Annotated in this window: 23 protein-coding genes and 2 pseudogenes; 17 read left to right on the forward strand and 8 right to left on the reverse strand. The window is 67.8% G+C overall.

Annotated features, from left to right (window positions below; all coding sequences use genetic code 11):
• Positions 1-51 precede the first annotated feature (51 nt).
• From H7F38_RS04230 to H7F38_RS04270, 9 genes are all read left to right on the forward strand, one after another.
• Positions 52-819 carry an MBL fold metallo-hydrolase gene (locus tag H7F38_RS04230; protein ID WP_187093005.1) on the forward strand — a complete coding sequence of 256 codons (768 nt, stop codon included), beginning with the start codon at positions 52-54 and terminating at the stop codon, positions 817-819.
• Entirely contained in the window at positions 816-1,439 is a 624-nt protein-coding gene (locus H7F38_RS04235) for a DedA family protein (RefSeq protein ID WP_187093006.1), read from the forward strand. The genes H7F38_RS04230 and H7F38_RS04235 overlap by 4 nt, the downstream gene beginning before the upstream one ends.
• 24 nt (positions 1,440-1,463) lie before the next feature.
• Complete coding sequence (locus H7F38_RS04240) at positions 1,464-2,114, forward strand: AI-2E family transporter (protein ID WP_187093007.1); 651 nt, start codon at positions 1,464-1,466, stop codon at positions 2,112-2,114.
• On the forward strand, positions 2,108-2,422 hold the full coding sequence (locus H7F38_RS04245; RefSeq protein ID WP_187093008.1) for an AI-2E family transporter: 315 nt from the start codon (positions 2,108-2,110) through the stop codon (positions 2,420-2,422). Before H7F38_RS04240 ends, H7F38_RS04245 begins: the two co-directional genes overlap by 7 nt.
• Positions 2,423-2,531: 109 nt before the next feature.
• Positions 2,532-2,753 (forward strand): hypothetical protein, encoded by a 222-nt coding sequence (locus H7F38_RS04250; protein ID WP_187093009.1) that lies wholly within the window; start codon positions 2,532-2,534, stop codon positions 2,751-2,753.
• Positions 2,750-3,238: a hypothetical protein gene (locus tag H7F38_RS04255; RefSeq protein ID WP_187093010.1), complete on the forward strand. Its 489-nt coding sequence runs from the start codon at positions 2,750-2,752 to the stop codon at positions 3,236-3,238. Before H7F38_RS04250 ends, H7F38_RS04255 begins: the two co-directional genes overlap by 4 nt.
• Positions 3,239-3,268: 30 nt before the next feature.
• Entirely contained in the window at positions 3,269-3,901 is a 633-nt protein-coding gene (locus tag H7F38_RS04260; RefSeq protein WP_187093011.1) for an NADPH-dependent F420 reductase, read from the forward strand.
• A gap of 106 nt (positions 3,902-4,007) precedes the next feature.
• Positions 4,008-5,837, forward strand: a complete 1,830-nt coding sequence (locus tag H7F38_RS04265) for an FAD-dependent monooxygenase (protein WP_187093012.1) — start codon at positions 4,008-4,010, stop codon at positions 5,835-5,837.
• A 6-nt stretch (positions 5,838-5,843) separates the two neighbouring features.
• On the forward strand, positions 5,844-6,728 hold the full coding sequence (locus tag H7F38_RS04270) for a dioxygenase (RefSeq protein ID WP_187093013.1): 885 nt from the start codon (positions 5,844-5,846) through the stop codon (positions 6,726-6,728).
• A 60-nt stretch (positions 6,729-6,788) separates the two neighbouring features.
• Here H7F38_RS04270 and H7F38_RS25845 read toward each other — a convergent pair.
• Both H7F38_RS25845 and H7F38_RS04275 read right to left on the reverse strand, forming a co-directional pair.
• Positions 6,789-7,241 (reverse strand): annotated as a pseudogene (locus H7F38_RS25845) (DUF998 domain-containing protein); the annotation flags it as partial.
• A gap of 8 nt (positions 7,242-7,249) precedes the next feature.
• Positions 7,250-7,963, reverse strand: coding sequence for a hypothetical protein (locus H7F38_RS04275; protein WP_187093014.1), 714 nt, complete (start codon positions 7,961-7,963; stop codon positions 7,250-7,252).
• Positions 7,964-8,062: 99 nt separating this feature from the next.
• Between H7F38_RS04275 and H7F38_RS04280 the strand changes: the two genes are divergently transcribed.
• The 3 genes and pseudogenes from H7F38_RS04280 (at position 8,063) to H7F38_RS04290 (ending at position 11,536) form a co-directional block, all read left to right on the forward strand.
• Entirely contained in the window at positions 8,063-10,078 is a 2,016-nt protein-coding gene (locus H7F38_RS04280) for an ATP-dependent helicase (protein ID WP_187093015.1), read from the forward strand.
• 215 nt (positions 10,079-10,293) lie between these two features.
• Positions 10,294-10,404: pseudogene (locus H7F38_RS26460) on the forward strand (DUF1990 family protein); the annotation flags it as partial.
• Between the two features lie 106 nt (positions 10,405-10,510).
• Entirely contained in the window at positions 10,511-11,536 is a 1,026-nt protein-coding gene (locus tag H7F38_RS04290; protein WP_187093016.1) for an NADPH:quinone reductase, read from the forward strand.
• Here H7F38_RS04290 and H7F38_RS04295 read toward each other — a convergent pair.
• From H7F38_RS04295 to H7F38_RS04310, 4 genes are all read right to left on the reverse strand, one after another.
• Positions 11,526-12,098 carry a DUF998 domain-containing protein gene (locus H7F38_RS04295; RefSeq protein WP_187093017.1) on the reverse strand — a complete coding sequence of 191 codons (573 nt, stop codon included), beginning with the start codon at positions 12,096-12,098 and terminating at the stop codon, positions 11,526-11,528. The genes H7F38_RS04290 and H7F38_RS04295 overlap by 11 nt on opposite strands.
• 7 nt (positions 12,099-12,105) lie before the next feature.
• Positions 12,106-12,855 carry an HAD family hydrolase gene (locus H7F38_RS04300; RefSeq protein ID WP_222618437.1) on the reverse strand — a complete coding sequence of 250 codons (750 nt, stop codon included), beginning with the start codon at positions 12,853-12,855 and terminating at the stop codon, positions 12,106-12,108.
• A 19-nt stretch (positions 12,856-12,874) separates the two neighbouring features.
• Positions 12,875-13,843 carry a phosphotransferase gene (locus tag H7F38_RS04305; protein ID WP_222618438.1) on the reverse strand — a complete coding sequence of 323 codons (969 nt, stop codon included), beginning with the start codon at positions 13,841-13,843 and terminating at the stop codon, positions 12,875-12,877.
• 151 nt (positions 13,844-13,994) lie between these two features.
• Positions 13,995-16,037, reverse strand: coding sequence for an NAD(+) synthase (locus H7F38_RS04310; RefSeq protein ID WP_187093019.1), 2,043 nt, complete (start codon positions 16,035-16,037; stop codon positions 13,995-13,997).
• A 55-nt stretch (positions 16,038-16,092) separates the two neighbouring features.
• On the opposite strand from H7F38_RS04310, the gene H7F38_RS04315 reads away from it, so the two are divergent.
• The 4 genes from H7F38_RS04315 (at position 16,093) to H7F38_RS04330 (ending at position 18,672) form a co-directional block, all read left to right on the forward strand.
• The gene (locus H7F38_RS04315; protein WP_187093020.1) at positions 16,093-16,560 is read left to right on the forward strand and encodes a nuclear transport factor 2 family protein; all 468 of its coding nucleotides are present in this window, start codon (positions 16,093-16,095) and stop codon (positions 16,558-16,560) included.
• 156 nt (positions 16,561-16,716) lie between these two features.
• Entirely contained in the window at positions 16,717-17,292 is a 576-nt protein-coding gene (locus H7F38_RS04320) for a TerD family protein (protein ID WP_187093021.1), read from the forward strand.
• 29 nt (positions 17,293-17,321) lie between these two features.
• Positions 17,322-17,759 carry a VOC family protein gene (locus H7F38_RS04325; RefSeq protein WP_187093022.1) on the forward strand — a complete coding sequence of 146 codons (438 nt, stop codon included), beginning with the start codon at positions 17,322-17,324 and terminating at the stop codon, positions 17,757-17,759.
• 67 nt (positions 17,760-17,826) lie between these two features.
• Positions 17,827-18,672 carry a hypothetical protein gene (locus H7F38_RS04330; RefSeq protein WP_187093023.1) on the forward strand — a complete coding sequence of 282 codons (846 nt, stop codon included), beginning with the start codon at positions 17,827-17,829 and terminating at the stop codon, positions 18,670-18,672.
• A 14-nt stretch (positions 18,673-18,686) separates the two neighbouring features.
• Here H7F38_RS04330 and H7F38_RS04335 read toward each other — a convergent pair whose 3' ends face one another.
• Together H7F38_RS04335 and H7F38_RS04340 are read right to left on the reverse strand one after the other, a co-directional pair.
• Positions 18,687-19,370, reverse strand: coding sequence for a (2Fe-2S)-binding protein (locus tag H7F38_RS04335; protein WP_187093024.1), 684 nt, complete (start codon positions 19,368-19,370; stop codon positions 18,687-18,689).
• Positions 19,371-19,436: 66 nt separating this feature from the next.
• Positions 19,437-20,921 (reverse strand): HNH endonuclease signature motif containing protein, encoded by a 1,485-nt coding sequence (locus H7F38_RS04340; protein WP_187093025.1) that lies wholly within the window; start codon positions 20,919-20,921, stop codon positions 19,437-19,439.
• Positions 20,922-21,113: 192 nt separating this feature from the next.
• Between H7F38_RS04340 and H7F38_RS04345 the strand changes: the two genes are divergently transcribed.
• On the forward strand, positions 21,114-21,305 hold the full coding sequence (locus tag H7F38_RS04345) for a hypothetical protein (RefSeq protein ID WP_187093026.1): 192 nt from the start codon (positions 21,114-21,116) through the stop codon (positions 21,303-21,305).
• Positions 21,306-21,316 lie beyond the last annotated feature (11 nt).

Genomic DNA, 21,316 nt, shown 5'->3' on the forward strand with positions numbered 1-21,316 from the left:
TGCTGCCGGCGTTGATCCTGATCGACGTCTGCCGACGGATACGCTTCGTCGGTGCCGGAGATCAGTTGGTGGGGCCACGCCACGGCCACCATTGCCGACTCCGGTGTCCGGATCCTCACCGACCCCGTCCTGACGCCAACGGTCGGCCATCTACGGCGCCGTCGCGGGCCTGCACCCACTGCCGCCGCGTCCGAGGCCGACCTGGTGCTCATCTCCCACCTCCACGGTGACCACCTGCATGTGCGGTCACTGCGGCAAATATCGCACCGAGTCCCCATTGTGCTGCCCCGAGGTGCCCAGGATGCTATCCGGGCGCTGCGATTCCTGCGTCATCGCCAATTCATCGAGATCAGTGCCGGCGAGGTCCTGCAGGTCGGATCCGTCCGGATCCGAGCCGTTCCCGCCCGTCACGACTCCCGCCGTCATCTGCTCGCCCGGCTCGGTTCGGCTCCGCCTCTCGGCTTCGTGATCGAGGGTGAACGTCGCACCTATTTTGCCGGGGACACGGCTCTGTACCCGGAAATGGCGCACGAGGTCGGGGCGTGCGACGTGGCGTTGCTACCTGTCGGCGGTTGGGGCCCGGGGCTCGGGCCCGGACATCTCAATTCGTCGACGGCGGCCGAGGCGGTCGCGCGCCTGGGTGTGACCCACGTCGTCCCGATCCATTTCGGCACCCTCTGGCCGATCGGGATGGACAGGATGCGGCCGGAGGAGTTCCTGCCGCCAGGTCAGGATTTCGTCCGGTCCGTGGCGCGGATCGCACCGGAGGTCTCGGTGCACCTGTTGACGCCGGGCCAGACCGTCCGGATCCCGGCGTGAGCAGCGAGGTCGCGGACTCCGTGGTCCAGACCGTCACCTACTGGACGCTCTTCGGCGGGGTGGCTCTGGGTGCCGTCGTCCCGGTGATCCCGACGGGTGCCCTGGTGAGCGCCGCCGCCGCCGCCGCGCTCTACTCGTTGCACCCGGTGACCGTCCTGCTGGTGATCGCCGTGGGAACGGTCGCCGCGCTGCTCGGTGACATGGTCCTGTTCGGGATCTGCTCTCTCCCCGTCGGTGACCGATTGCTGGCCTGGTTGCGGCGCCGGACGAATCCCGTCCTGCTGGAGAGATCGCACCGCCGGCTGGACGATCACGGTCTCCGTGTCCTGATCCTGTCCCGTCTGATTCCCGGCGGCCGCATCCCGATCATGGCCGCGGCGTTGATGCTGAACCTGACCTGGCGTTGGTACCTGGCCGGTGACATCCTCGCGGCCGCCGTCTGGTCGCTCACCTACGCGGCGATCGGCGTGCTGTCAGGGTCGATCTTCGAAGAGCAGTGGAAGGGGATCGCGCTGGCCATCGTGCTCGTCGTCCTGGTCAGCGTGGCCCCCGCCGGCTGGAAGCGGCTGCGCGGCGGCCGGTCCGGAAATCTTGCGCCGGCCGATCAGGAATCCACCTAGCAACTGGATATCGTAGGTAAAGGGATGGTTTCCTCCAGACCTGGAGAGCCAGGGCACCGGGACCGGGGTCAGCTGATCGGCGTCGGCCTGAGATGGACGTCGAACCGGGCGCTGCAGATCGTCCTGATCGCCGCCGGCTGCTGGGTCGTCGGGTACGTGCTGGGCAGGTTCTGGTCGATCATCCTTCCGGTGGTGCTCGCCCTGTTCGTCACGTCGGTCCTCTGGCCCCTGACGGCCTGGCTGCGCCGGCACCACTGGCGTCCGGCTTTGGCGGCGGCAGCCGTGCTGCTGGCCGGACTGGCGGTCGTGGGCGGCGTCGTCGCCTGGATCATCCCGTCGGTGCTCTCGCAGGTCGGTCAGATCGCAGACCGGACGAGCGCGGGTCTGACGAAGATCGAAACCTGGCTGACCGGGCCACCTTTCAATCTCGGCGTCGACCAGATCTCCGGCGCGGTCGATTCTTTGACGAGCAAATTGCAGTCCAGTGCCAGCAGTATCGCGGCGGGGGTCTTCGCCGGTGTGACGTCTGCCCTGTCCCTGCTGATCACCATGGCGACCGCGGTGGCCCTGTCCTTCTTCTTCCTGAAGGACGGCCCCAGATTCCTTCCTTGGATGCAGCGATCCGTCGGTCAGCGGATCGGTCGGCCGGTCAGCGACGTACTGATGCGGTGCTGATCGGCGGCGGCGTATTCATCCTCGGTGTGCCGCTCGCCCTCCCGCTCGCGGTGCTGACCTTCATCGGTGGGTTCGTCCCGATCGTCGGAGCCTTCGTAGCGGGGGCGATCGCGGTGCTGATCGCTCTGGTCGCCAAGGGACTCACCACGGCGCTGATCGCCCTGGTCATCATTCTCGTGGTCCAGCAGCTGGAAGGGAACGTCCTGCAGCCGATCCTGCAGTCCCGCAGCCTGAATCTGCATGGTCTCGGAACTGTGGCGCTACCTCGCGGAACGGATGGATTCCGACTGAGCGGACGCTCGTCATGACGTCCGCTTGCAGAGTCTCCGGTCGTTTCCCACCCTGCCCGATGGGCATCTTGGAGTTGGACCAAGCGTAGCCATCCAGCTCCGCCGCCCTTCTCGAGAGGAAATCTTCATGAGCACTCCGACCGTCACCAGCACGTCGAGCACCAGCTTCGCCGATCTCGGCAAGGAGCTGTGGACCTACCTGACCGGCAAGGGCGCCGCCATCAACTACGAGTTCGTCAACATGGAGGTCGGGGTGCCCCGCAGTACCGGTGCCGACTCGCCCCGCGCCATCTGGAGCCTCAACGGGACGCTGCGCATCACCACGGCCGAGAACGTCGCCCAGAAATGACGGATGCGCCCTCCGGCGCCCGGCTGAACATCTTCGCCGACCTCCAGATCGTCGCCGACGGGCAGAGTGCATCGCTCGTCGGCGACGGACAGGTACTGACCTTCACCGCCGAGGCGCCCCAGCAGCTCTGGGCGAATCTGCAGCAACTGCCGGTCCCGGCGGGCATCAGATCGGTCCGGGGTGTGCGGGCACTCGGTCAGGTCGCAGAGCTGCTGGGCGACCAAGGGCTGGAACTGCACGTCGTCGGTCCGGCCGGCGAGCTGGCCCATCTCGGTAGGGGGGCCCGCTCCTGGTGGGGCCGGGCGCTGACCGGCAGCAGCCGCATCTCCGTCGGTTCCGCGGCTGCGCTGCGGCCGGTGGTCCTGGCATCCGTGCGTCGATCCCGACTCTTCTGGCCGGTACTGGCGGCCCTCGCCTCCGGCGTCGCCGTCGCTGTCGCGCGTTCTGGCTCCTTTCGAACCAGGAACTCCGGCACTGAGGAATAGCGGACCACCGGTCGGAAGTTGGACAGGAACATGACGACAACGATCGGACTCATCGGAAGTGGCAACATCGGCCAGGCGCTCGCCAAGCAGGCCATCGCACACGGGTACGACGTGGTGCTGAGCAATTCGCGGGGCCCGGAGACCCTGGCCGACCTGGTCGCGGAGCTCGGGCCGCAGGCCTCGGCGGCCACCGCGGCCGCGGCCGCCGCGGCCGCCGACATCGCGGTGGTGACAGTACCTTTCAAGAACTACCGGGATGTGCCGGCGGAACCGCTGGCCGGCAAGGTCGTCATCGACACGAACAACTACTACTTCGAGCGCGACGGCCACTATGCCGACATCGACAAGGGCGACGCGACCGTCAGCGGCTGCCTCGCCGCGCACCTGCCGACCTCGAAGATCGTCAAGGCGTTCAACATGATCCAGGCCCTCGCGATCGCGGACGACGCGAAGCCCCATGGAACGGAGGGCCGACGGGCGCTCCCGATCGCGGGTGACGACGCCGAGGCGAAGGTCGTGATCACCGCGTTGATCGACGAGTTCGGATTCGACGTGGTCGACGCAGGCGCGCTCGTCGAGGGTCGCCGCTTCGACCGTGACAAGCCTGCCTACGGCCCGTACCTCACCGCCGACGAGCTGACCATCGCACTGGCCGCCGGCTGATCCGAGTCGCCCCGCGGGGCCCGATGTGCGGCGGAGGCCCGGTCCGGCCAGGATGGTGGGTACAGCCCGGTCGACGGAGACCTCGGGTACGACGGTGAGGTGCGCGATGGTGGCTTTCGACGACGGGATGGCCGAGACCGAACTGCCTGCTGGGCGTGGATCGAGCACCGGGTCGGCCGGCGCCGAGATGCCGGTGATCACCACCGATGTCCTGGTCGTCGGGTCGGGCCCGGCGGGCGCTTCGGCCGCGCTGTTCCTGTCCACCCTCGGCGTCGCCAACATCCTGATCACCAAGTACCGCTGGACCGCGAACACCCCGCGGGCGCACATCACCAACCAGCGGACGATGGAGATCTTCCGTAACGTCGGGATCGAGGACCAGGTGCTGGCCGACGCCACGCCGCACGACCTGATCGGCGACACCGTCTTCTGCACGTCCATCGCGGGCGAGGAGATCGGCCGGATCCTCACCTGGGGGACGCATCCGGCGCGGGAGGCCGACTACCGGCTGGCGTCGCCGTCGCTGACCTGCGACATCCCGCAGACCTACCTCGAGCCAATCCTGGTCCGCAACGCCACCGCCCGTGGCACGCAGACCCGGTTCTCCACCGAATACCTCTCCCACCAACAGGACGCCGGTGGCGTCGACGTCACCGTGCTGGATCGGCTGACCGGCTCCCGCTACGTCATCCGGGCCAGGTACCTGATCGGCGCCGACGGAGCGCGATCGGCGGTCGCGACTGACATCGGCCTCCCGATGGCAGGCCGGATGGACATCGCCGGGTCGATGAACATCACCTTCAAGGCGGACATCTCCCGTCACGTCGGCCATCGGCCGTCGGTGCTCTACTGGGTGATCCAGCCCGGCTCGAACGTCGGCGGGATCGGTGCCGGGCTGGTCCGGATGGTGCGTCCGTGGAACGAGTGGCTGATCGTCTGGGGCTACGACATCGAAGGTCCTGCGCCGGTTGTCGATACGGCCGAGGCCACCAGGATCGTGCGGAGCCTACTGGGGTTGCCCGATCTCGACGTGGAGATCACCGGGACCTCGCTCTGGGGCAACAACGAGATGTATGCGACCCATCTGCAGTCGGGCCGGGTGTTCTGCGCGGGGGATGCCATCCACCGGCATCCGCCGAGCAACGGTCTCGGCTCGAACACCTCGATCCAGGACTCCTACAACCTGTGCTGGAAGATCGCCGCGGTGCTGGCCGGCACCGCCGGTCCGTCGCTGCTGGAGACCTACACCACCGAACGCGCCCCGGTCGCGCAGCAGATCGTTCTGCGCGCCAACAAGTCCGGCCGGGAATTCGTCCAGCTCTTCGACGCTCTGGGTATCACCACCGCCCGCTCCGAGGCCGAGATGATCGAGCGGATCCAGGAGCGCAAGGCCGATACGCCGGCCGGCGCGGCCAAGCGCGCGGCGATCGTCGAGGCGATGGAGATCAAGAACTACGAATTCAACGCGCACGGGGTGGAGCTCGGCCAGTTCTACGTCTCGCCGGCCGTGGTGTCCGACAGATCCGAGAACCCCGTTCCCACCAAAGATCCGGAGCTCTACTACCAGGCCTCCACGGTGCCCGGCGCCCGCCTTCCGCATGCCTGGGTGGGAGACAGCGCGACCCGTCTGTCCACCCACGACCTCGCCCCGATGACCAGGTTCACCCTGATCACCGGGATCACCGGAGGGGCCTGGGAGGCCGCGGCCGAGAAGGTGGGCGGCGAACTCGGGATCGCCCTGGTGGCCGTCGTCATCGGCCCCGGCCGGGACGTCACCGATCTGTATTTCGACTGGGCGCGACTGCGCGAGGTATCCGAGAGCGGCGCCATCCTGGTCCGGCCGGACACGCACGTCGGCTGGCGGGCCGACACCCTGCCAGTCGATCCCGTCGGGGCACTGCGATCGGCCATGACGAAGATCCTGGGAAGGGGCTGACCGGACGTGACCACAGCGGGAGGGGAACAGGCCGAGCGCGAGCAGGAGCTGACCGGGCGGGTCGTCGCGTCCTTCGAAGGAGCCCCGGACGAACGGCTCAAGCAGGTGATGCAATCGTTGACACGGCATCTGCACGCCTTCCTCCGCGAAGTGCGGCTGACCGAGCACGAATGGCAGCAAGGCATCGAGTTCCTCACTGCCGCAGGCCACATCACCGACGACCGGCGTCAGGAGTTCGTGTTGCTCTCGGACGTGCTGGGGGCCTCCATGCAGACCGTGGCCATCAACAACGAGGCCTACGGCGACGCCACCGAGGCGACGGTGTTCGGTCCGTTCTTCGTCCAGGACGCGCCGCAGGCCGAACTCGGCGCCGACATCGCAGGCGGCGCAAGGGGTGAGCCGTGCTGGGTGTCCGGCACGGTCTCCGATGCAGCCGGGAACCCTTTACCCGGTGCACGTATCGAGGTGTGGGAGGCCGACGCGGATGGCTTCTACGACGTCCAGTACGACGACCACCGCACGGCGGCCAGGGCCGCTCTGGTCGCCGACGGGCAGGGCCGCTACTCGTTCTGGGGCGTGACGCCGACGCCGTACCCGATTCCCGATGACGGACCGGTGGGGGCCATGCTCGCCGCGGTCGGGCGCTCGCCGATGCGGGCCTCGCACCTGCACTTCATGGTCAGCTCACCGGGATGTCGCACACTCGTGACGAACATCTTCGTCCGTGGTGATGAACTGCTCGACCGGGACAGCGTGTTCGGGGTGAAGGAGTCCCTGGTCAAGGATTTCCAGCGGCTCGGGCCCGATGACCCGACCCCCGACGGCCGCTTGACCTCCGACACCTGGACCAGGGTGGAATTCGACATCGTGCTTGCTCCCGGTGAGCAGTGAGATCACCACGATCAGCGGCCAGAGCGCCTCACCGGCGGCCAGCACCCGTTCGCTGAGCCCCAGCATGGTGCCGCCGCGGATCTCGATGACGAACCACGCCATCAGCGACAACAGCACCACCGTGGCCGTCACCCGGCCACCGGATCCGGGCACCAGGGCGAACAGTGGCCACAGCGTCAACGCCAGGAACGCGACACCGGCTGCGATCACGTGCTCCGGTTCCGGCTGGGGGAACACGGCCGTCAGGGAGGTGGCCACCCCACCGGCGGCCAGGAGCACCCGGCCCGGTCGGCCGCCCTCGGTGAGGCCGAGAGCCGTGACGAGATAGCAGGCACCGAACAGCAGCAGTCCGGCCGACATCACCCAGCGGTCGGCCGCACCCCGCTCCGACAGCACGCTGATGGTCTGGTGCACCGGGTCGTAACCCGGAGGCTGACGCGACTGGGCCAGCGACCACGCAGCCACCGGGAGCACCGGTGTCAACGACGAGGAGAGCACGACCCACTTACGCATGAAGCTAACTACCCTGGGAATCTTCCCGGAGCGAGGTGTGAAATATCTAACTTCCGTGGTCCGGCCGCCGCGAGCGGGGTGCGGGCCGCGTCCCGCCCGATCCGCCGCGTCGAGAATGCATCACCGAACCCGCCGACGGCGCCGCCGAGCACCGGTATGCGCCGGGCGATGAAACTCGCGACCTGCTTGCCCCCTGACATCGCCAGCAGCTGTCCCGTCACGGCCTTGGCCACCTGTGCCTGCACCTGCGCATCCGGCACCGCGGTGGCCAGCGCCGCCGGGGAGATGGTCAGGCCGGTGGCCTTGGTCAACGACTTCCGCGCATCACCGTCGAGCAGGCAGACCAGCACGGCGTCCCGGACCGACGGGCTCGCGAGGTCGTACCCGCGCAGATGAAGAATCGCGGCGGCGAGGTGGCACTGCAGCAGGCTCACCCCGGCGATGTTGGCCGGCACCGTGACCGCCATCGTCAGGAGCCCGCCGACGTTGGTCAGGAACCCCTGGGCCCCGGCGAGCCGCAGGTGTGCGGTGATCAGCGAGTCGATGGCCAGGTCGATGTCACCGCCGGCCTTGCGCAGCTGGGCCTGGGCGGATCTGGCGGCTCCGGGGATCGGTCCGATTCCGTCGATGGCACGCTCCAGGATGTCGCGGACCGCCTGCCCGGTCACCGCCGGCGCCACCCGTCTGGCCAGCCCGCTGCCGATCGATCCGGCCACGCCCACTGTGCTCTCCCTCGTTCGTGTCTTCCTCCGACGCTACCGTCATGCCCAGGGGAGGTCGGCGTCATGCATCTGTTGACGGCGCGGGCTACCATGAAACGTATGTTCGACCTCGGATGGGATTCCGGCCTCGACGATGCGCAGTTGGCCGCGGCGACCCACGGGGACTCTCCGCTGGTCATCATGGCCGGGGCCGGCACCGGCAAGACCCGTACGCTGACGGCCCGGGTCGCCTCCCTGATCGATCGCGGCATCCCACCCGAGCGGATCCTGCTGCTCACGTTCACCCGCCGGTCCGCCGACGACATGCTGACCAGGGCCGCGGCGATGTGTACCCAGCCCGAGGCGGCGCGGCGGCTGCAGGGCGGTACGTTCCACGCGGTCGCCCACCAACTGGTCTCCCGGAACACCGGAGCGCTCGGTCTGCCCGGCGACATGTCGGTGCTGGACCGGGCGGATTCGGCGGACGCGATGGACCTGCTGCGTCACGATCACGGTTTGGCAGAGAAGGATTCGCGGATGCCGAACCCGTCGGCCCTGATCGATCTATATTCCAGGGCGGTCAGCACCGGGACGCCGGCGCGGAAGTTGATCACGACCGACTTCCCCTGGCTGGAAACACATGCCGACTCGATCGTCGGGCTGTTCCGCGCCTATGTCACGCGCAAGCGCGAACGGGGCATGCTCGACTTCGATGATCTGCTGCTGGCCTGGCGGAGCCTGCTGGTCGATCCGATCATGGGGCCGGAGATCGTCGGCCGGTGGGATCACGTGCTGGTGGACGAGTACCAGGACGTCAACCAGACGCAGGTCGACATCGTCCTCGGGCTCAGGCCGACCGGTCGGGGCCTGACGGTGGTGGGAGATGACGCCCAGGCCATCTATGGTTTCCGCGGATCCGACAGCGACCACCTGATCAATCTCAGTGCTGCCTTCGACCACTGCACCGTGATCCACCTGGAGCGGAACTTCCGTTCGCGGCAGAAACTACTGGATCTGGCCAATACGTTGCGGCCCAGCACTTCCGGTCACCGCCTGCGTCTGTTCTCGCAGCGCGAGGGCGGTCGGAAGGCAAGGCTGGTGCACTGCCACGACGCGCCGGCCGAGGCGCGTGCGATCGCCGATGCCGTGCTGGCCGCAGCCGCGGACGGACGCAAGCTACGCGACCAGGCCGTGCTGATGCGGACGGGTCACCACAGCGACCTGCTCGAGATCGAACTGGCGGCGCGGAGCATCCCCTACGTCAAGTTCGGCGGGCTGAAGTTCCTGGAGGCCGCCCACGTCAAGGACCTGGTGGCCACACTGCGGGTGACCGGCAACCGGGTGGACGAGGTGGCCTGGTACCGGCTGCTGCGGCTGCACGACGGGATCGGGCCGGCCCGGGCCCGCGATCTGCTCGATACCGTTGCTGCCGCCGACCTCTCGGGGGACTGGGTGGCCGAAGCCGTTGCGCGGGCCCCGGCCATGAGCCGGATCGGCCTGACGGCGACCCTCGATGGCATCGCTGCAGCCCGGGCGGTACCGCAGGTGGCAGGTCGTGCCGCCCGGTGCCTCATGACCCTGCGTCCGCTGATCGTCGCCCGCTACGCCGATTCGCTCGCCAGGTTGGGTGATCTCGAGCGGCTGATCGCGGCGGCGTCGCTGGCGCCCGATCTGGCCGCCTTCGTCGCGGAACTGACCCTGGATCCGCCCGCGTCCACCTCGGACCTGGCCGGCCCGCCGCATCTGGACGACGACTACCTGGTCCTGTCCACCGTGCATTCGGCGAAGGGCCTCGAGTGGCCGGTCGTGCACGTCATGCATCTGGTGGACGGCGCATTCCCCTCCGACATGGCGCTGACCAGCAGCGAAGGTCTGCGGGAGGAGCAACGCCTGTTCTACGTCGCCGTGACCAGAGCCGCCGACGAGCTGTCCCTCTACGCCCCGATGCGCATGCCGCACCACCGTTTCGGCCGGGACGACAAGCACAGCTTCGCGCAGTTGAGCCAATTCATCGACGAAGGCGCCCTGGAGACCTTGGAGGTGATCGACCTGGTTCCGGTACGCCCGGTCCAGCCCCCCGGGCCCGGGGATCCACCGAGGGTCGCCCTTCCCGCACTGGATGACCTGTGGGCGTGATGCGCCCGGTCCAGGCCCTGGGCCCGGACGTCGTTGCCCGCCTCTGCTCGGCCCCGCTGACCTACCCGGAGGAGCTGCCCTACCCCGCGGAACTGGCGGGCGGCGATCGGCTGTCCCCACCGGGATTTCGTTCGCTGTTCGAGGAAGTGATCCTCCCGCCCGACGTGGCTCTGCTGTCGATGGGAATCGGTCCGCTGGCCCTCCGGTCACCGGTCCGCGTGGTGCAGGTCATCGACGAGGCCGGCCGGCGCGGCTTCGCCGACGGCGCCCTGCCCGGCCACCCGGAATCGGGGAGGGAAGCCTTTGTGCTGCAGCGTGACCCGGCCAGACTGCTACGCAGCGCCTGATCACCCGGCGGTACCTGCGTACCTTCCAGTGAGCAGGGATCGTTTCGAGCAGGGTGAGGCACCGCGGCTGTGAAACCATGGTGTCATGGAAGCTGCGCAGCCTCGTGCCGTCCTCTACACCCGAACTGGACCGCCGGAGGTCCTGACGCTGGTCGAGAAGGCCCTGCAGGAACCAGGACCGGGCCAGGTGCGGGTCCGGATCCACCGCTCCGGGGTCAACCCCACCGACTGGAAGTCACGCCGGGGGGCCGCCGAATCGGCCCCGGTCGACCCGGCGCAGGTGCCTGGTCAGGACGGTGCCGGTGTGATCGATGCGGTCGGACCCGGTGTGGACGTGGCCCGGGTGGGCGAGCGGGTGTGGATCTGGGAGGCCGCCTACCAGCGTCCCGAGGGCACCACCCAGGACTTCGCCCTGATCCCGGACGTCAAGGCGGTGGAGCTGCCCCCCGAGGTGTCCTTCGACCTGGGAGCCGGGCTCGGCATCCCCTTCCTGACCGCGCATCGCTGCCTGACGGTGACCGAGGGCGGTCCGGTGCGGCTGGGTCCCGGAGCGCTGTCCGGCCGTCATGTATTGGTGGCCGGCGGCGCTGGAGCGGTCGGCAACGCTGCGATCCAGCTGGCCCGCTGGGCCGACGCCACCGTGATCACGACCGTGAGCAGTGCCGGGAAGGCGCAGTTCGCGGCGGCCGCCGGCGCCGACCACATCATTAACTACCGCGAGACCGACGTGGCCGCCGAGGTTCGCAAGATCGTTCCGGGCGGCGTCGACACGATCGTGGAGGTATCGGCTGCGACGAACGGCGCCCTTGATTCCGAGATCCTGGCGGTGGGCGGCTCGATCGCTATGTACGCCGACGACGGTGGCGCGCAGGTGTCGATCCCGATCCGCGCCTCGATGGGGCCGAACGCGCGCTGGCAGTTCGTGCTCGTCTACACCGCGCCGCACGAGGCCAAAGAACACGCCCTGCATTCCGTCAACGCCGCGCTGGCCGACGGGGCCATCAAGATCTGCATTCCACTGCACCACTTCTCGTTGGCCGATTCGGCGAAAGCGCATGAGGCCGTGCAGAACTCGGCCGTTGGGAAGGTGCTGATCGACCTCACCGACTGACCCGCGATCGCTTCGTCACCACCGATCTGCGCGACAGCATCACCGCCACCGTCAGAGGCCACAGAGCCTCCGCGGCCACCAGGATGCGTTCGCTCAGCCCGAGCAGCGCCCCGCCACCCAGTTGCAGCCCGAACCAGAGCAGGAGGCCGCCGAGCACCGAAGTGGCCGCGACCCTGCCACGGAGGTCGGGGACCAGGGCGAGCGCCGGCCAGATGGTGAACGCGGCGAAGGCGAAGCCGGCGGCCACCAGGTGCCACGGATTGGGTTGCGGCAGTGCGGCAACGGCCACCGTCGCTGCCCCACCGAATGCCAGACATCCGCGGCCGGGACCTCCGATCGCGGTCAGCAGGGTGGCGGTGATCAGATGAGCGAGGCCGAGGAGCAAGAGGCCGAGCGTCATCACCCAGCGATCGGTGGCGCCATGTGCGGCCAGGGCGCTGATGGTCTGCCGAAACGGGTCGTAGCCGACCGGTTGCAGATTCGCTGCGACCACCCAGCCGATCACCGGTACCACCAGGGCGAGCGACGCAGACACCACCGCCCATCGGCCTGCTCCCTTCATCGCGGCTTCAGCGGCCGAGCAGCGAGAGCAGGTCGCGGTAGTCGGTGATCCGATGGTCCGGCACGCAACCCTTGTAGTCCTTGACGCCCTGGTCGGAGTCGAACATCATCGTCTGCAGACCCGCCCGGCGCGCACCGTAGATGTCGCGGCGCATGTCGTTTCCCACGTACAGGGTGTTCTCGGCAGGCACGTCCATGGCGTTGACCGCATACTGGAACAGCCGCTGGTCGGGCTTGCGGAAGCCGTGGTCGCCGGAGACGACGATCGGGTCGAAGTAGTCCAGGATGCCGACCTTGTGCAGTTCCCCTCTGGCGTAGGCACTCTGGGCGTCGGTGACCAGCGCCATGGGCATGGTCCCCCGCAGGGTGTCGAGCATCTCGCGGACCCCCGGATAGAGCCTGAGCCTGCGTCGGGAGATCCCGCGGTACATCTCGGCGAGGAAGAGCGGGAGCTGCTCGAATTTGTCCCGGGGGAGCTGACGGGTGAAATCGGAGATGTTCTCGTCGATCATCTGCCGCCAGATCCGCACGGCGTCGAATTCCGGATATTTCTCGGAGCTCGCCTTCTGCTGCTCTTTCATGATCTGGAAATAGCGGTCCCGCACCTGGTGACGGCGCAGGGCGATCCCCTGATAGGTCAGGTAGTGCCCCGCGGCCCGGAAGATCTCCTCCATGTGCTCGTCGGTCCAGATCTGGACCAACGTCCCGTTGACATCGAAGGCGATCGCCTGGATGTCCATGTCGGCGACCTCTTCCATCGGTGGATCCGCACGCGCGTCAGCCGGCACGGAGCAGTACCCGGGCCTGCCCCACCAACCTTCCGGCATAGTCCTGGTCGACGTAGTCGTTCCGGGCGATCCGCAGGAGGTTGAGGGCCATATAATACGGGTTCCGCGAGGTGATCGATTCGAACGCCCGGTGGCGATCAGGGAAATGGCAGCTGTATTCCCAGAGAAAATGCCCGATGAACGGTTCGGCGCGTCGGTGTTCCCCGGTGGCCGACATGAAAGCGTGCTGCAGCTCGCCTGCCACCCGGCCGATGTCGAACATCCGGTCGCCGCGTTTCATCCGCTCCAGATCGATCGCGGCGGCGTCCAGCCCATGCCCGAAGATGAAATTCGCCGGAGTCGCGTCACCGTGCAGCCACACCTGCTGGTCGTTCCACATCCGCGGCCGCTCACGCCAGCGGTCGCTGAGCCAGAGAAATTCGTCGGCGTCCCACTGCCCGAGCTTGTCCCGCCGCTGGAGTTTGCCCACCAGGGTCCCGAAATAGCCTGTATCGCAGTTGAAGTCGACGCCCTGACCGTTGGCGGTCCGGTTGTGCTGGGTGGCGAGGTAGTAGGCCAACGAGGTCAGACGCCAGTAGAGGTGGGCATGGTGACCGTGATGGATGGCGCGCGCGATGGCCTGGCTGAACTGCTCGCCGTCGTAGTACTCCAGTGCCAGCACGCAATTGATGTCCCGTTCGAACCCCAGCGGCCGGATGACGTGGTGCGGCGACCCGGCCAGGCCGTACCCGCGGAGAGTCTCCAGGCTCTGGTACTCCTGGGAGGCCAACCGGGCCGCGCGATCGGTGTCGGCACCGTACTTGCGCCCGTAGAACTTGCAGATCAGGCGGGCTCCGCTGGCCTTCTCCTCGTAGCCGTAGACCTCGTTGCTCCCGTTGAAGCGGAAGACCCGGAAGGCCGGGCGCGATTCCCGGATACCCAGACGATCGGACATGAGGGTCCACAGGAAGTCGTACATCGCGTCCTGGCGCGAAACGTACCCTTTGAATTTACCTTGCATCCACCCCAAGTCCCCTCGGTGGTCAGCCGGTGCGACCAGGGCATCCAGATGAGCGCATCCTAGGGTCCTGACCAGCGATGACGCCAGTCGCCGTGCGTCACATCACAGGTCAGATCGTAGGGATGTGCTGATCGATCTCGGCCAGCCAGATGGTCGCGTTGCCGTCCGACGGTGCCCGCCAGTCGCCGCGCGGACTGAGCGAACCGCCGGCGGAGACCTTGGGGCCGTTGGGCATCGCGGATCTCTTGAACTGGCTGAAACCGAAGAAGCGCTGCACGAAGACGACCAGCCACCGGCGGATCTCGGGCAACTCGTAGGAGTGTCGACGCTCCGGCGGAAAGCCGACCGGCCATTCGCGTGCCTCGATGTCGCCCCACGCCTGCAGGGCCAGGAAGGCGATCTTGGACGGACGGAAACCGAAGCGAAGGACGTAGAAGAGCGTGAAGTCCTGCAACTCGTAGGGCCCGATCGATGCCTCGGTGCTCTGCGGGGTCTCTCCGTCCTTCACCGGGATCAGCTCCGGTGAGATCTCCGTCCCCAGGATCGACAGCAGCGTGGCGCCGACCTGCTCGGAGAACGTCGAATTCCCGCTGACCCAGCGGATGAGGTGCTGGATCAGGGTCTTCGGCACCCCGGAGTTGACGTTGTAGTGGGACATCTGGTCGCCGACCCCGTAGGTGCTCCAGCCGAGGGCGATCTCGGAGAGGTCGCCGGTGCCGAGCACGATGCCGCCCTGGTGATTGGCCAGACGGAACAGGTAATCGGTGCGGAGACCGGCCTGCACGTTCTCGAAGGTGACGTCGTAGACCTCTTCGCCGGCCGCGTAGGGATGCTGTAGATCGGCGAGCAACTGCCTGGCCGCCGGACGGATGTCGATTTCCCCGGCAGTGATCCCCAAGGCGTTCATCAGCTCGTGCGCGTTGGATTTCGTGGATCCGCTGGTGGCGAAACCGGGCAGGCTGTAGCCAAGGATGTCGGTGCGGGGGCGGCCGAGCAGATCCATCGCCCTGGCCGCCACGATCAGGGCGTGGGTGGAATCCAGACCTCCGGAGACCCCGATGACCACCTTCGGATGACCGGTCGTCCGCAGGCGCTGCACCAGACCGTCGACCTGGATGTTGTAGGCCTCGTAGCAGTCCTGGGCGAGCCGGTCCGGATCGGCCGGTACGAACGGGAAACGCTCGACCGGCCTCAGCAGTCCCAGATCGGTCGACGGCGGGGAGAGGGTGAAGCCGATCTCCCGGTAGTCGCCGGAGGTACCCACCGCCCTCCGGTTGTCCTCGAACGTCCCGGTCCGCGCCCGCTCGGACCGCAGCAGGTCGAGATCCACGTCGGCCACGGTGATCTGGGCCTCGTCCGCGAAACGCTCGCCCTGCGCCAGGATCACGCCGTTCTCGACGACGGTGGTCTGCCCGTCCCAGCTGAGGTCCGTGGTGGATTCCCCGTGGCCGGCCGCGGAGTAGAGGTAGGCGGCCAAGCACCGCATCGACTGCGTGCGGCAGAGCAGCGTTCTGGTGTCGGCGCGGCCGATCGTGATCGGGCTGCCGGACAGGTTGAGCAGGACCGTCGCACCGGCCAGGGCCAGACCGCTGGACGGCGGCACCGGTACGAACATGTCCTCGCAGATCTCGACACCCACCGTCAGGCCGTCGATGTCGTCGGCGGCGAACAGCAGGTCGGTCCCGAACGGTGCTGACCGGCCGGCGACGCGGATGTGCTGTCCGACGATGCCGTCACCCGAGGTGAACTGGCGCCGCTCGTAGAATTCGCGATAGTTCGGCAGGTGGATCTTGGGCACCACCCCGAGGAGTTCGCCGCGGTGGATCACCAGCGCGACGTTGAAGAGCCGGTTGCGGTGACGGATCGGGGCGCCGACCACGAGCACCGGGAGCAGATCCGCAGAACCGGCCAGCAGTTGGCCGGCGGCGGCGTGCACGGCATCGAGGAGGGCATCCTGACCGAGCAGATCGTCGACGGCGTAACCGGTCAGGCACATCTCGGGGAACACGGCGACTGCGACACCACGCTCGTGGCAGTCGCGGGCGACCGCGAGCACCGCGTCGGCATTGCTCGGCGGATCGGCGATCCGAACCCCGATGGTGCAGGCCGCCACCCGCGCGAAACCGTGCCGGTAGAGCGAGGAGAACGTCACGCTGCTCACGATAGCCGGGGGTCAGGATCGTCCGGCCGGTGCCATCATCGATCTCATGACGAGCCCACGCCCCCCGTTCCCGCCTTTCACCCTCGAGACCGCGATTCAGAAGGTCCAGGCCGCCGAGGACGCCTGGAACACCCGGGATCCGGAGCGGGTCAGCCTGGCGTACACACCGGACTCGGTGTGGCGCAACCGGGATCAGTTCGTCACCGGACGTGCGGCGATCGTCGAACTGCTGACGGCGAAGTGGGAGCGCGAGCTCGACTACGTGCTGCGCAAGAGTCTCTGGGGATTCCTGGGCAATCGGATCGCGGTCCGCTTCCAGTACGAATCGCACGACGCCTCGGGCCAGTGGTACCGCAGCTACGGCAACGAGTTGTGGGAGTTCGACGGCAATGGCCTGATGCAGCGGCGGGAGGCGAGCATCAACGACCTGGCCATCCCCGAGTCCGACCGTCGGTACTTCGGTCCCCGACCCGACGACGAGCGCGGCCCCGGGCACGACATCGTTCTGGACTAGCCCGAGCCTGCTGCCGACTCCCGGCAGAACTGGGCGACTTTCCTGGCGCAGAATTGACCTGATTCTGCCGTATCCCCGCAGCGCAAGGTGGAAGAAGGAACAGCGGTGATCGACCAGCAGAGGTCGGGACGCGTTTCGCTACGAGAGGACAGTGTCATGGGAGTCAGTCTGACCAAGGGCGGCAACGTTTCGTTGAGCAAGGAGGCGCCCGGTCTGACCGCGGTCGTCGTCGGCCTCGGCTGGGACGCACGCACCACCACCGGCACGGACTTCGATCTGGACGCCTCGGCCATCATGGTCAAGGCCGACGGAAAGGTGCTGTCGGACAACCACTTCATCTTCTTCAACAACAAGACCTCACCGGACGGCTCGGTCGAGCACACCGGCGACAACCTGACCGGCGAGGGCGACGGGGACGACGAGTCGATCAAGGTCAACCTGGCTACGGTGCCGGCCGAGATCGACAAGATCGTGTTCCCGGTCAGCGTGTACGACGCCGAGGTCCGTCAGCAGGGTTTCGGGCAGGTTCGCAACGCGTTCATCCGGATCGTCAACCAGGCCAACGGCACCGAGATCACGCGCTACGACCTCAGCGAGGATGCCTCGAGCGAGACCGCGATGGTGTTCGGCGAGATCTACCGCAACGGCGCCGACTGGAAGTTCCGGGCCGTCGGCCAGGGCTACGCCTCCGGTCTGACCGGCATCGCGAAGGATTTCGGCGTCACCGTCTGATCCTCGGCCGAATCGGGTACCGGAGCTGCATGGCAATCATCAGCAGCTCCGGTTACGCCCACGTCCGCCTCACCGTCACCGACATCGAACGGTCGAAGGCCTTCTACCAGATGGTGTTCGGCTGGCCGATCGCCATCGACAACTCGGCACGGGTCGACGAACCGGGCGTCAAGGAGTCCGCCGGCGAGTTCTACGGTGGCGTGGTCTTCCAGACGCCGTCCGGCGCCTTGTTCGGGCTCCGGCCGGTGGCGCCCAGCGGGCAGAAGTTCCAGGCCGAGCACACCGGCCTCGACCACGTCAGCTTTATGGTCTCCTCCCGCGAGGACCTGGTCATCGCAGAGCAGGGACTGGCCGACGCCGACATCGAGCACGGCGAGATCATCGACCTGACCGATGCCGGGCTGGCGATCCTGTCCTTCCAGGACCCCGACGGGGTCAACCTGGAATTGACTGCGTTGCTGTCCTGACCGCGCTCGACCGCGTCTCGGCCGCGTCACATCCCGCAGTCCGCCCCTGGATGATTAGGCTGCGGGAATGAAGCACCCCTTGCGGACCCTGGCGATGTGCTCGGCGGTCCTGCTGGTCTCGGCCTGCGCGAACACCGTCGCAGGAACGGCCGAGGTCAACTCGGCCGTCGTGCTGTCTTCCAGCGCACCGTCCTCGGGGCCCGCGAGCCTGCCGGATCCCACCGGCGGTGCGGTGACGCCCACCCCCGAATCGGCCCCGGGTCAATCCAGCGCTGCCCAGTCGACGCCGGCCGAGCAGTCCACCGCGGCTGAACAGTCCACGCCGGTCCAATCATCACCGGCGGTCCAGTCGACGAGCATCGCCACCAGCGCGCCGACCACCACGGCGTCGACCACCAGCGTGCCAGCCACCACTCAGCGCGTGTCGCGCCCGACGAAGCTCAGCTGCCCGGCGGGCGCGCTCACGGCGAAGGGGGGTTCGTTCTGCTTCCAGATACCGGCCGGATTCGTCGACGGGTCCAGTACTGCCACCTACCCGGGGACCGATCCGGTCAGGACGGCCATCCAGCTCAAGGGAACCGGCGAGACCAGGGATCTGGTCTTCGTGACCTCGTCCACCCTGGACATCGACTCCGACGCGCTGGGCGACGCGGTGATCAAGGCATCGCTGGCCAAGGCCCTCAGTGCCAACATCAGCGCAGCCGGTATCACGCCCGTCACGCAGAGCACGGTGGCCGGCGACCGTGCGTTCGAGACGACCCTCAAATTCACTGACGGCGTCCAGCAGCGCTACCTGATCATCTTCGCTGCGACCCACCGGGTGTCCGTGTCGTGCCAGTGGCATGACCACGCGGCGTCCATCGCGGCGGCCTGCAAGTCCGTGCTGGCCAGCCTGCAGATCAAGAATCCGTAGCGTCCGGGCAGCCTCTACCCACGCTCCAGTACGCAGTCTCCGCAGAAGATCGCGCTGTCGCCGGGCGGGGCGATCCGGTAGATCAGGCAGCAGCTCGTCCGTCGAAAATCGGGCCCGGGGGCGGTGCCGAGGGAGCGCCCGAGCGCCATCGACCTTGCGGCGAGGTCCGGCCGCGCCCGGCAGGCCCCCATCACCGCACCGTTGACCGCCGACGACACATTGCCCCACAACACTTTTGACGAGACCGACATTCCGGCGGTCAATTCCGTCAGGGTCCGGATCGGCCCGGTCAGCAACGCCGAGATGTCCCCGGCCACGCCGATTGCGCCAGTGGGCAGGGACAGCGGCATCACACCTTCGGTGACCGGCTGCCACCGGGCCTGCGTCAGGTCCAGGTGATGACCCAGCAGCTCGGCCCCGAACGCGGGGCAGATCAGCCGGGCCACCAGGGCGAGATGACCGGTGGAGGCGGCAACGCGGAACTCCACGGGTCGCCCGGTGGCGCGGCCGAGGGTGGCACGGAACTGCTCGTAGAACGACCGGAGCGCATCGGATCCATCGAGCAGAACGGCCAGGGACCGCCACGGAGGGTCTGCCGCTGATGATTCCTGATGGGTGTCCAGAGCGAAATAGATTCCCAGCGAGGTGATCTCGCGATCCAAATTTTCGGGCAACGTCGGATTCGTGATGAGCGGCACTCCTTCAGGGATGGTAGACGGTAGCCCGGCGGCATCCGTCCGGGCAAGCAGCGACCGGCGTGACCGTCACGCGGCGCGCGAACCGTCCCCGGGGTTGTCCTGGAGGACGGCCACGATGTTGGTGATGTGGACAGGTTCGCCCCGCCACCCGGGCCGGATGTGCTCGGCCTGGGCGTCCGTCCATCTCGTGATGTGGTCGAGCTCGCGGGACAGCGGGAATGCAGTGGGGTAGTCGGGGTCGCATGGAAGGGGCGGGGCGTCGAGAGGGCGGCCGGACGGGTCCGCGAAGATCCAGTGAGGCGTGGCGGCCCTGAATTCGGCGGCCTGCGCGATGCTGAACCCGGCATCGTGGATGGCCATGTGGTGCAGACGGCAGAGCAGGATCATGTTTTCCAGATCGGTCTTCCCGCCGGCCGCCCAGGAGCGGATGTGGTGAGCCTCGAGATGGGTGGTACGGACACACCCGGTGAACTGGCAGCCACCATCACGAACCATCAGGACCCTGCGCTGATGCGCTGACACCAATCGTCTCTTCCGTCCAAGGGCCAACACGGCGCCGCCGGGTCCTCTGAGCATCGCCACGACGACTGCGTCGCAGGCCAGACGCGCGGCCGTGCCGGGCGAGATGCCGCCGACCCCCGCGATCCGGCAGGCGCCACTGGCCGGCACCGCGCTGCTGTCCGTCGGATCGGCCACGACCGGGTCCGGGTCGTCCGTGGCCGGGTGGTCGTCGGCCAGGAGTCGGGCATCGACGTGCACGACGACCAGATGACGGTCCTCACCGGACAGGTCGGCGCTGCTGTTGGCCAGAAATACCTGTGCCACCTGCAGGAGCGCATCCGCGCAGCTGACCGTGGGATCCGGCGCCGGTGGCGGGTCAGGTCCCACCGGAGGGGCGTGATCACGGCCCGGATCATTGATCCCGTTCAGTTCGGCCCAGGCCGACATCGTCGGGTCGGGCTCTGGTTCGCCGGCGCCGGCATCACCGCGAGTGACGGAGGGCTGGTCCATCGCGATCTTCAGCGCGGCGATCAGGATCGCCCCCTCCTCGGACGGGAGCCTCGCCGTCAGGACGACCATTCCGTCGTCGTCGGTGAACCACCTGGCCTTCCGGCGCTTCTCCTGCTCCACCCGAGCACTGCCGGTACGGCGGAACCCCCGGACGGTCCGCTCGAACTGGGACGCCGTACAGGTCTTGGCCAGCGACAACAGGATCGACTCCTCCACCTGATCGGCGATCCGGGTCGCCTCCCGGACCTTGGAGTAGGACAACCTGCCGGCCGCGAACTCGGCGTGGAACAGCGGCATCCCCCGCAGGGCTCTGGCGACCCGGACGTGCTCGCGGGCGGTCCCCGGTGACATCGAGCAGGAGTGTGCGATCCAGTGGGCGCAGTCCCGCACCCCGTATCCGAACCACGCCCCGCGCTCGTCGCACTCGGCGACGAGATCGAGCCACCAGCACTGTGCCGCCGCCATCTGACCGGCTGCCGCACACAGTCTTGCCCGAATCAGCTCCAACTCTGCTGCATCGTCGACGTGTTGGTCCTCCATCGTTCCCCACCCCTTGTCCCGCCCTGTGCCTGGTGGAGCCTGCGGCGTCACCCAGCCATCGAACACATGATTGAAGCTAGTAGCGACCACCGACAGCGGCGCCGGGAAGCCGACGGGGGCACGTCGAAACGTTCCCGCCGGAACGTTCGAGGGACGAAACGGACATGGGTCGCAGTGGTGTTGGATGTACCCATGACCAGCCCAGATGCGGACGAGCCCCACGACATCGCCGACACCCAGATGTTCCGCCGATTCGTCGACGAGGACCCGCGCACGCAGGTCGAGGCAGAGCAGTTCTGGATGTGGAGGTGGCCGGGCCTGCTGGTTCCCGTCATCGGATCGATCGTCATCGTCGCGCTCGTCATCATCCTGCTGACGAACTGAGCTGCTGACGA

The organism is Nakamurella sp. PAMC28650 (assembly GCF_014303395.1).
Lineage (GTDB): Bacteria > Actinomycetota > Actinomycetes > Mycobacteriales > Nakamurellaceae > Nakamurella.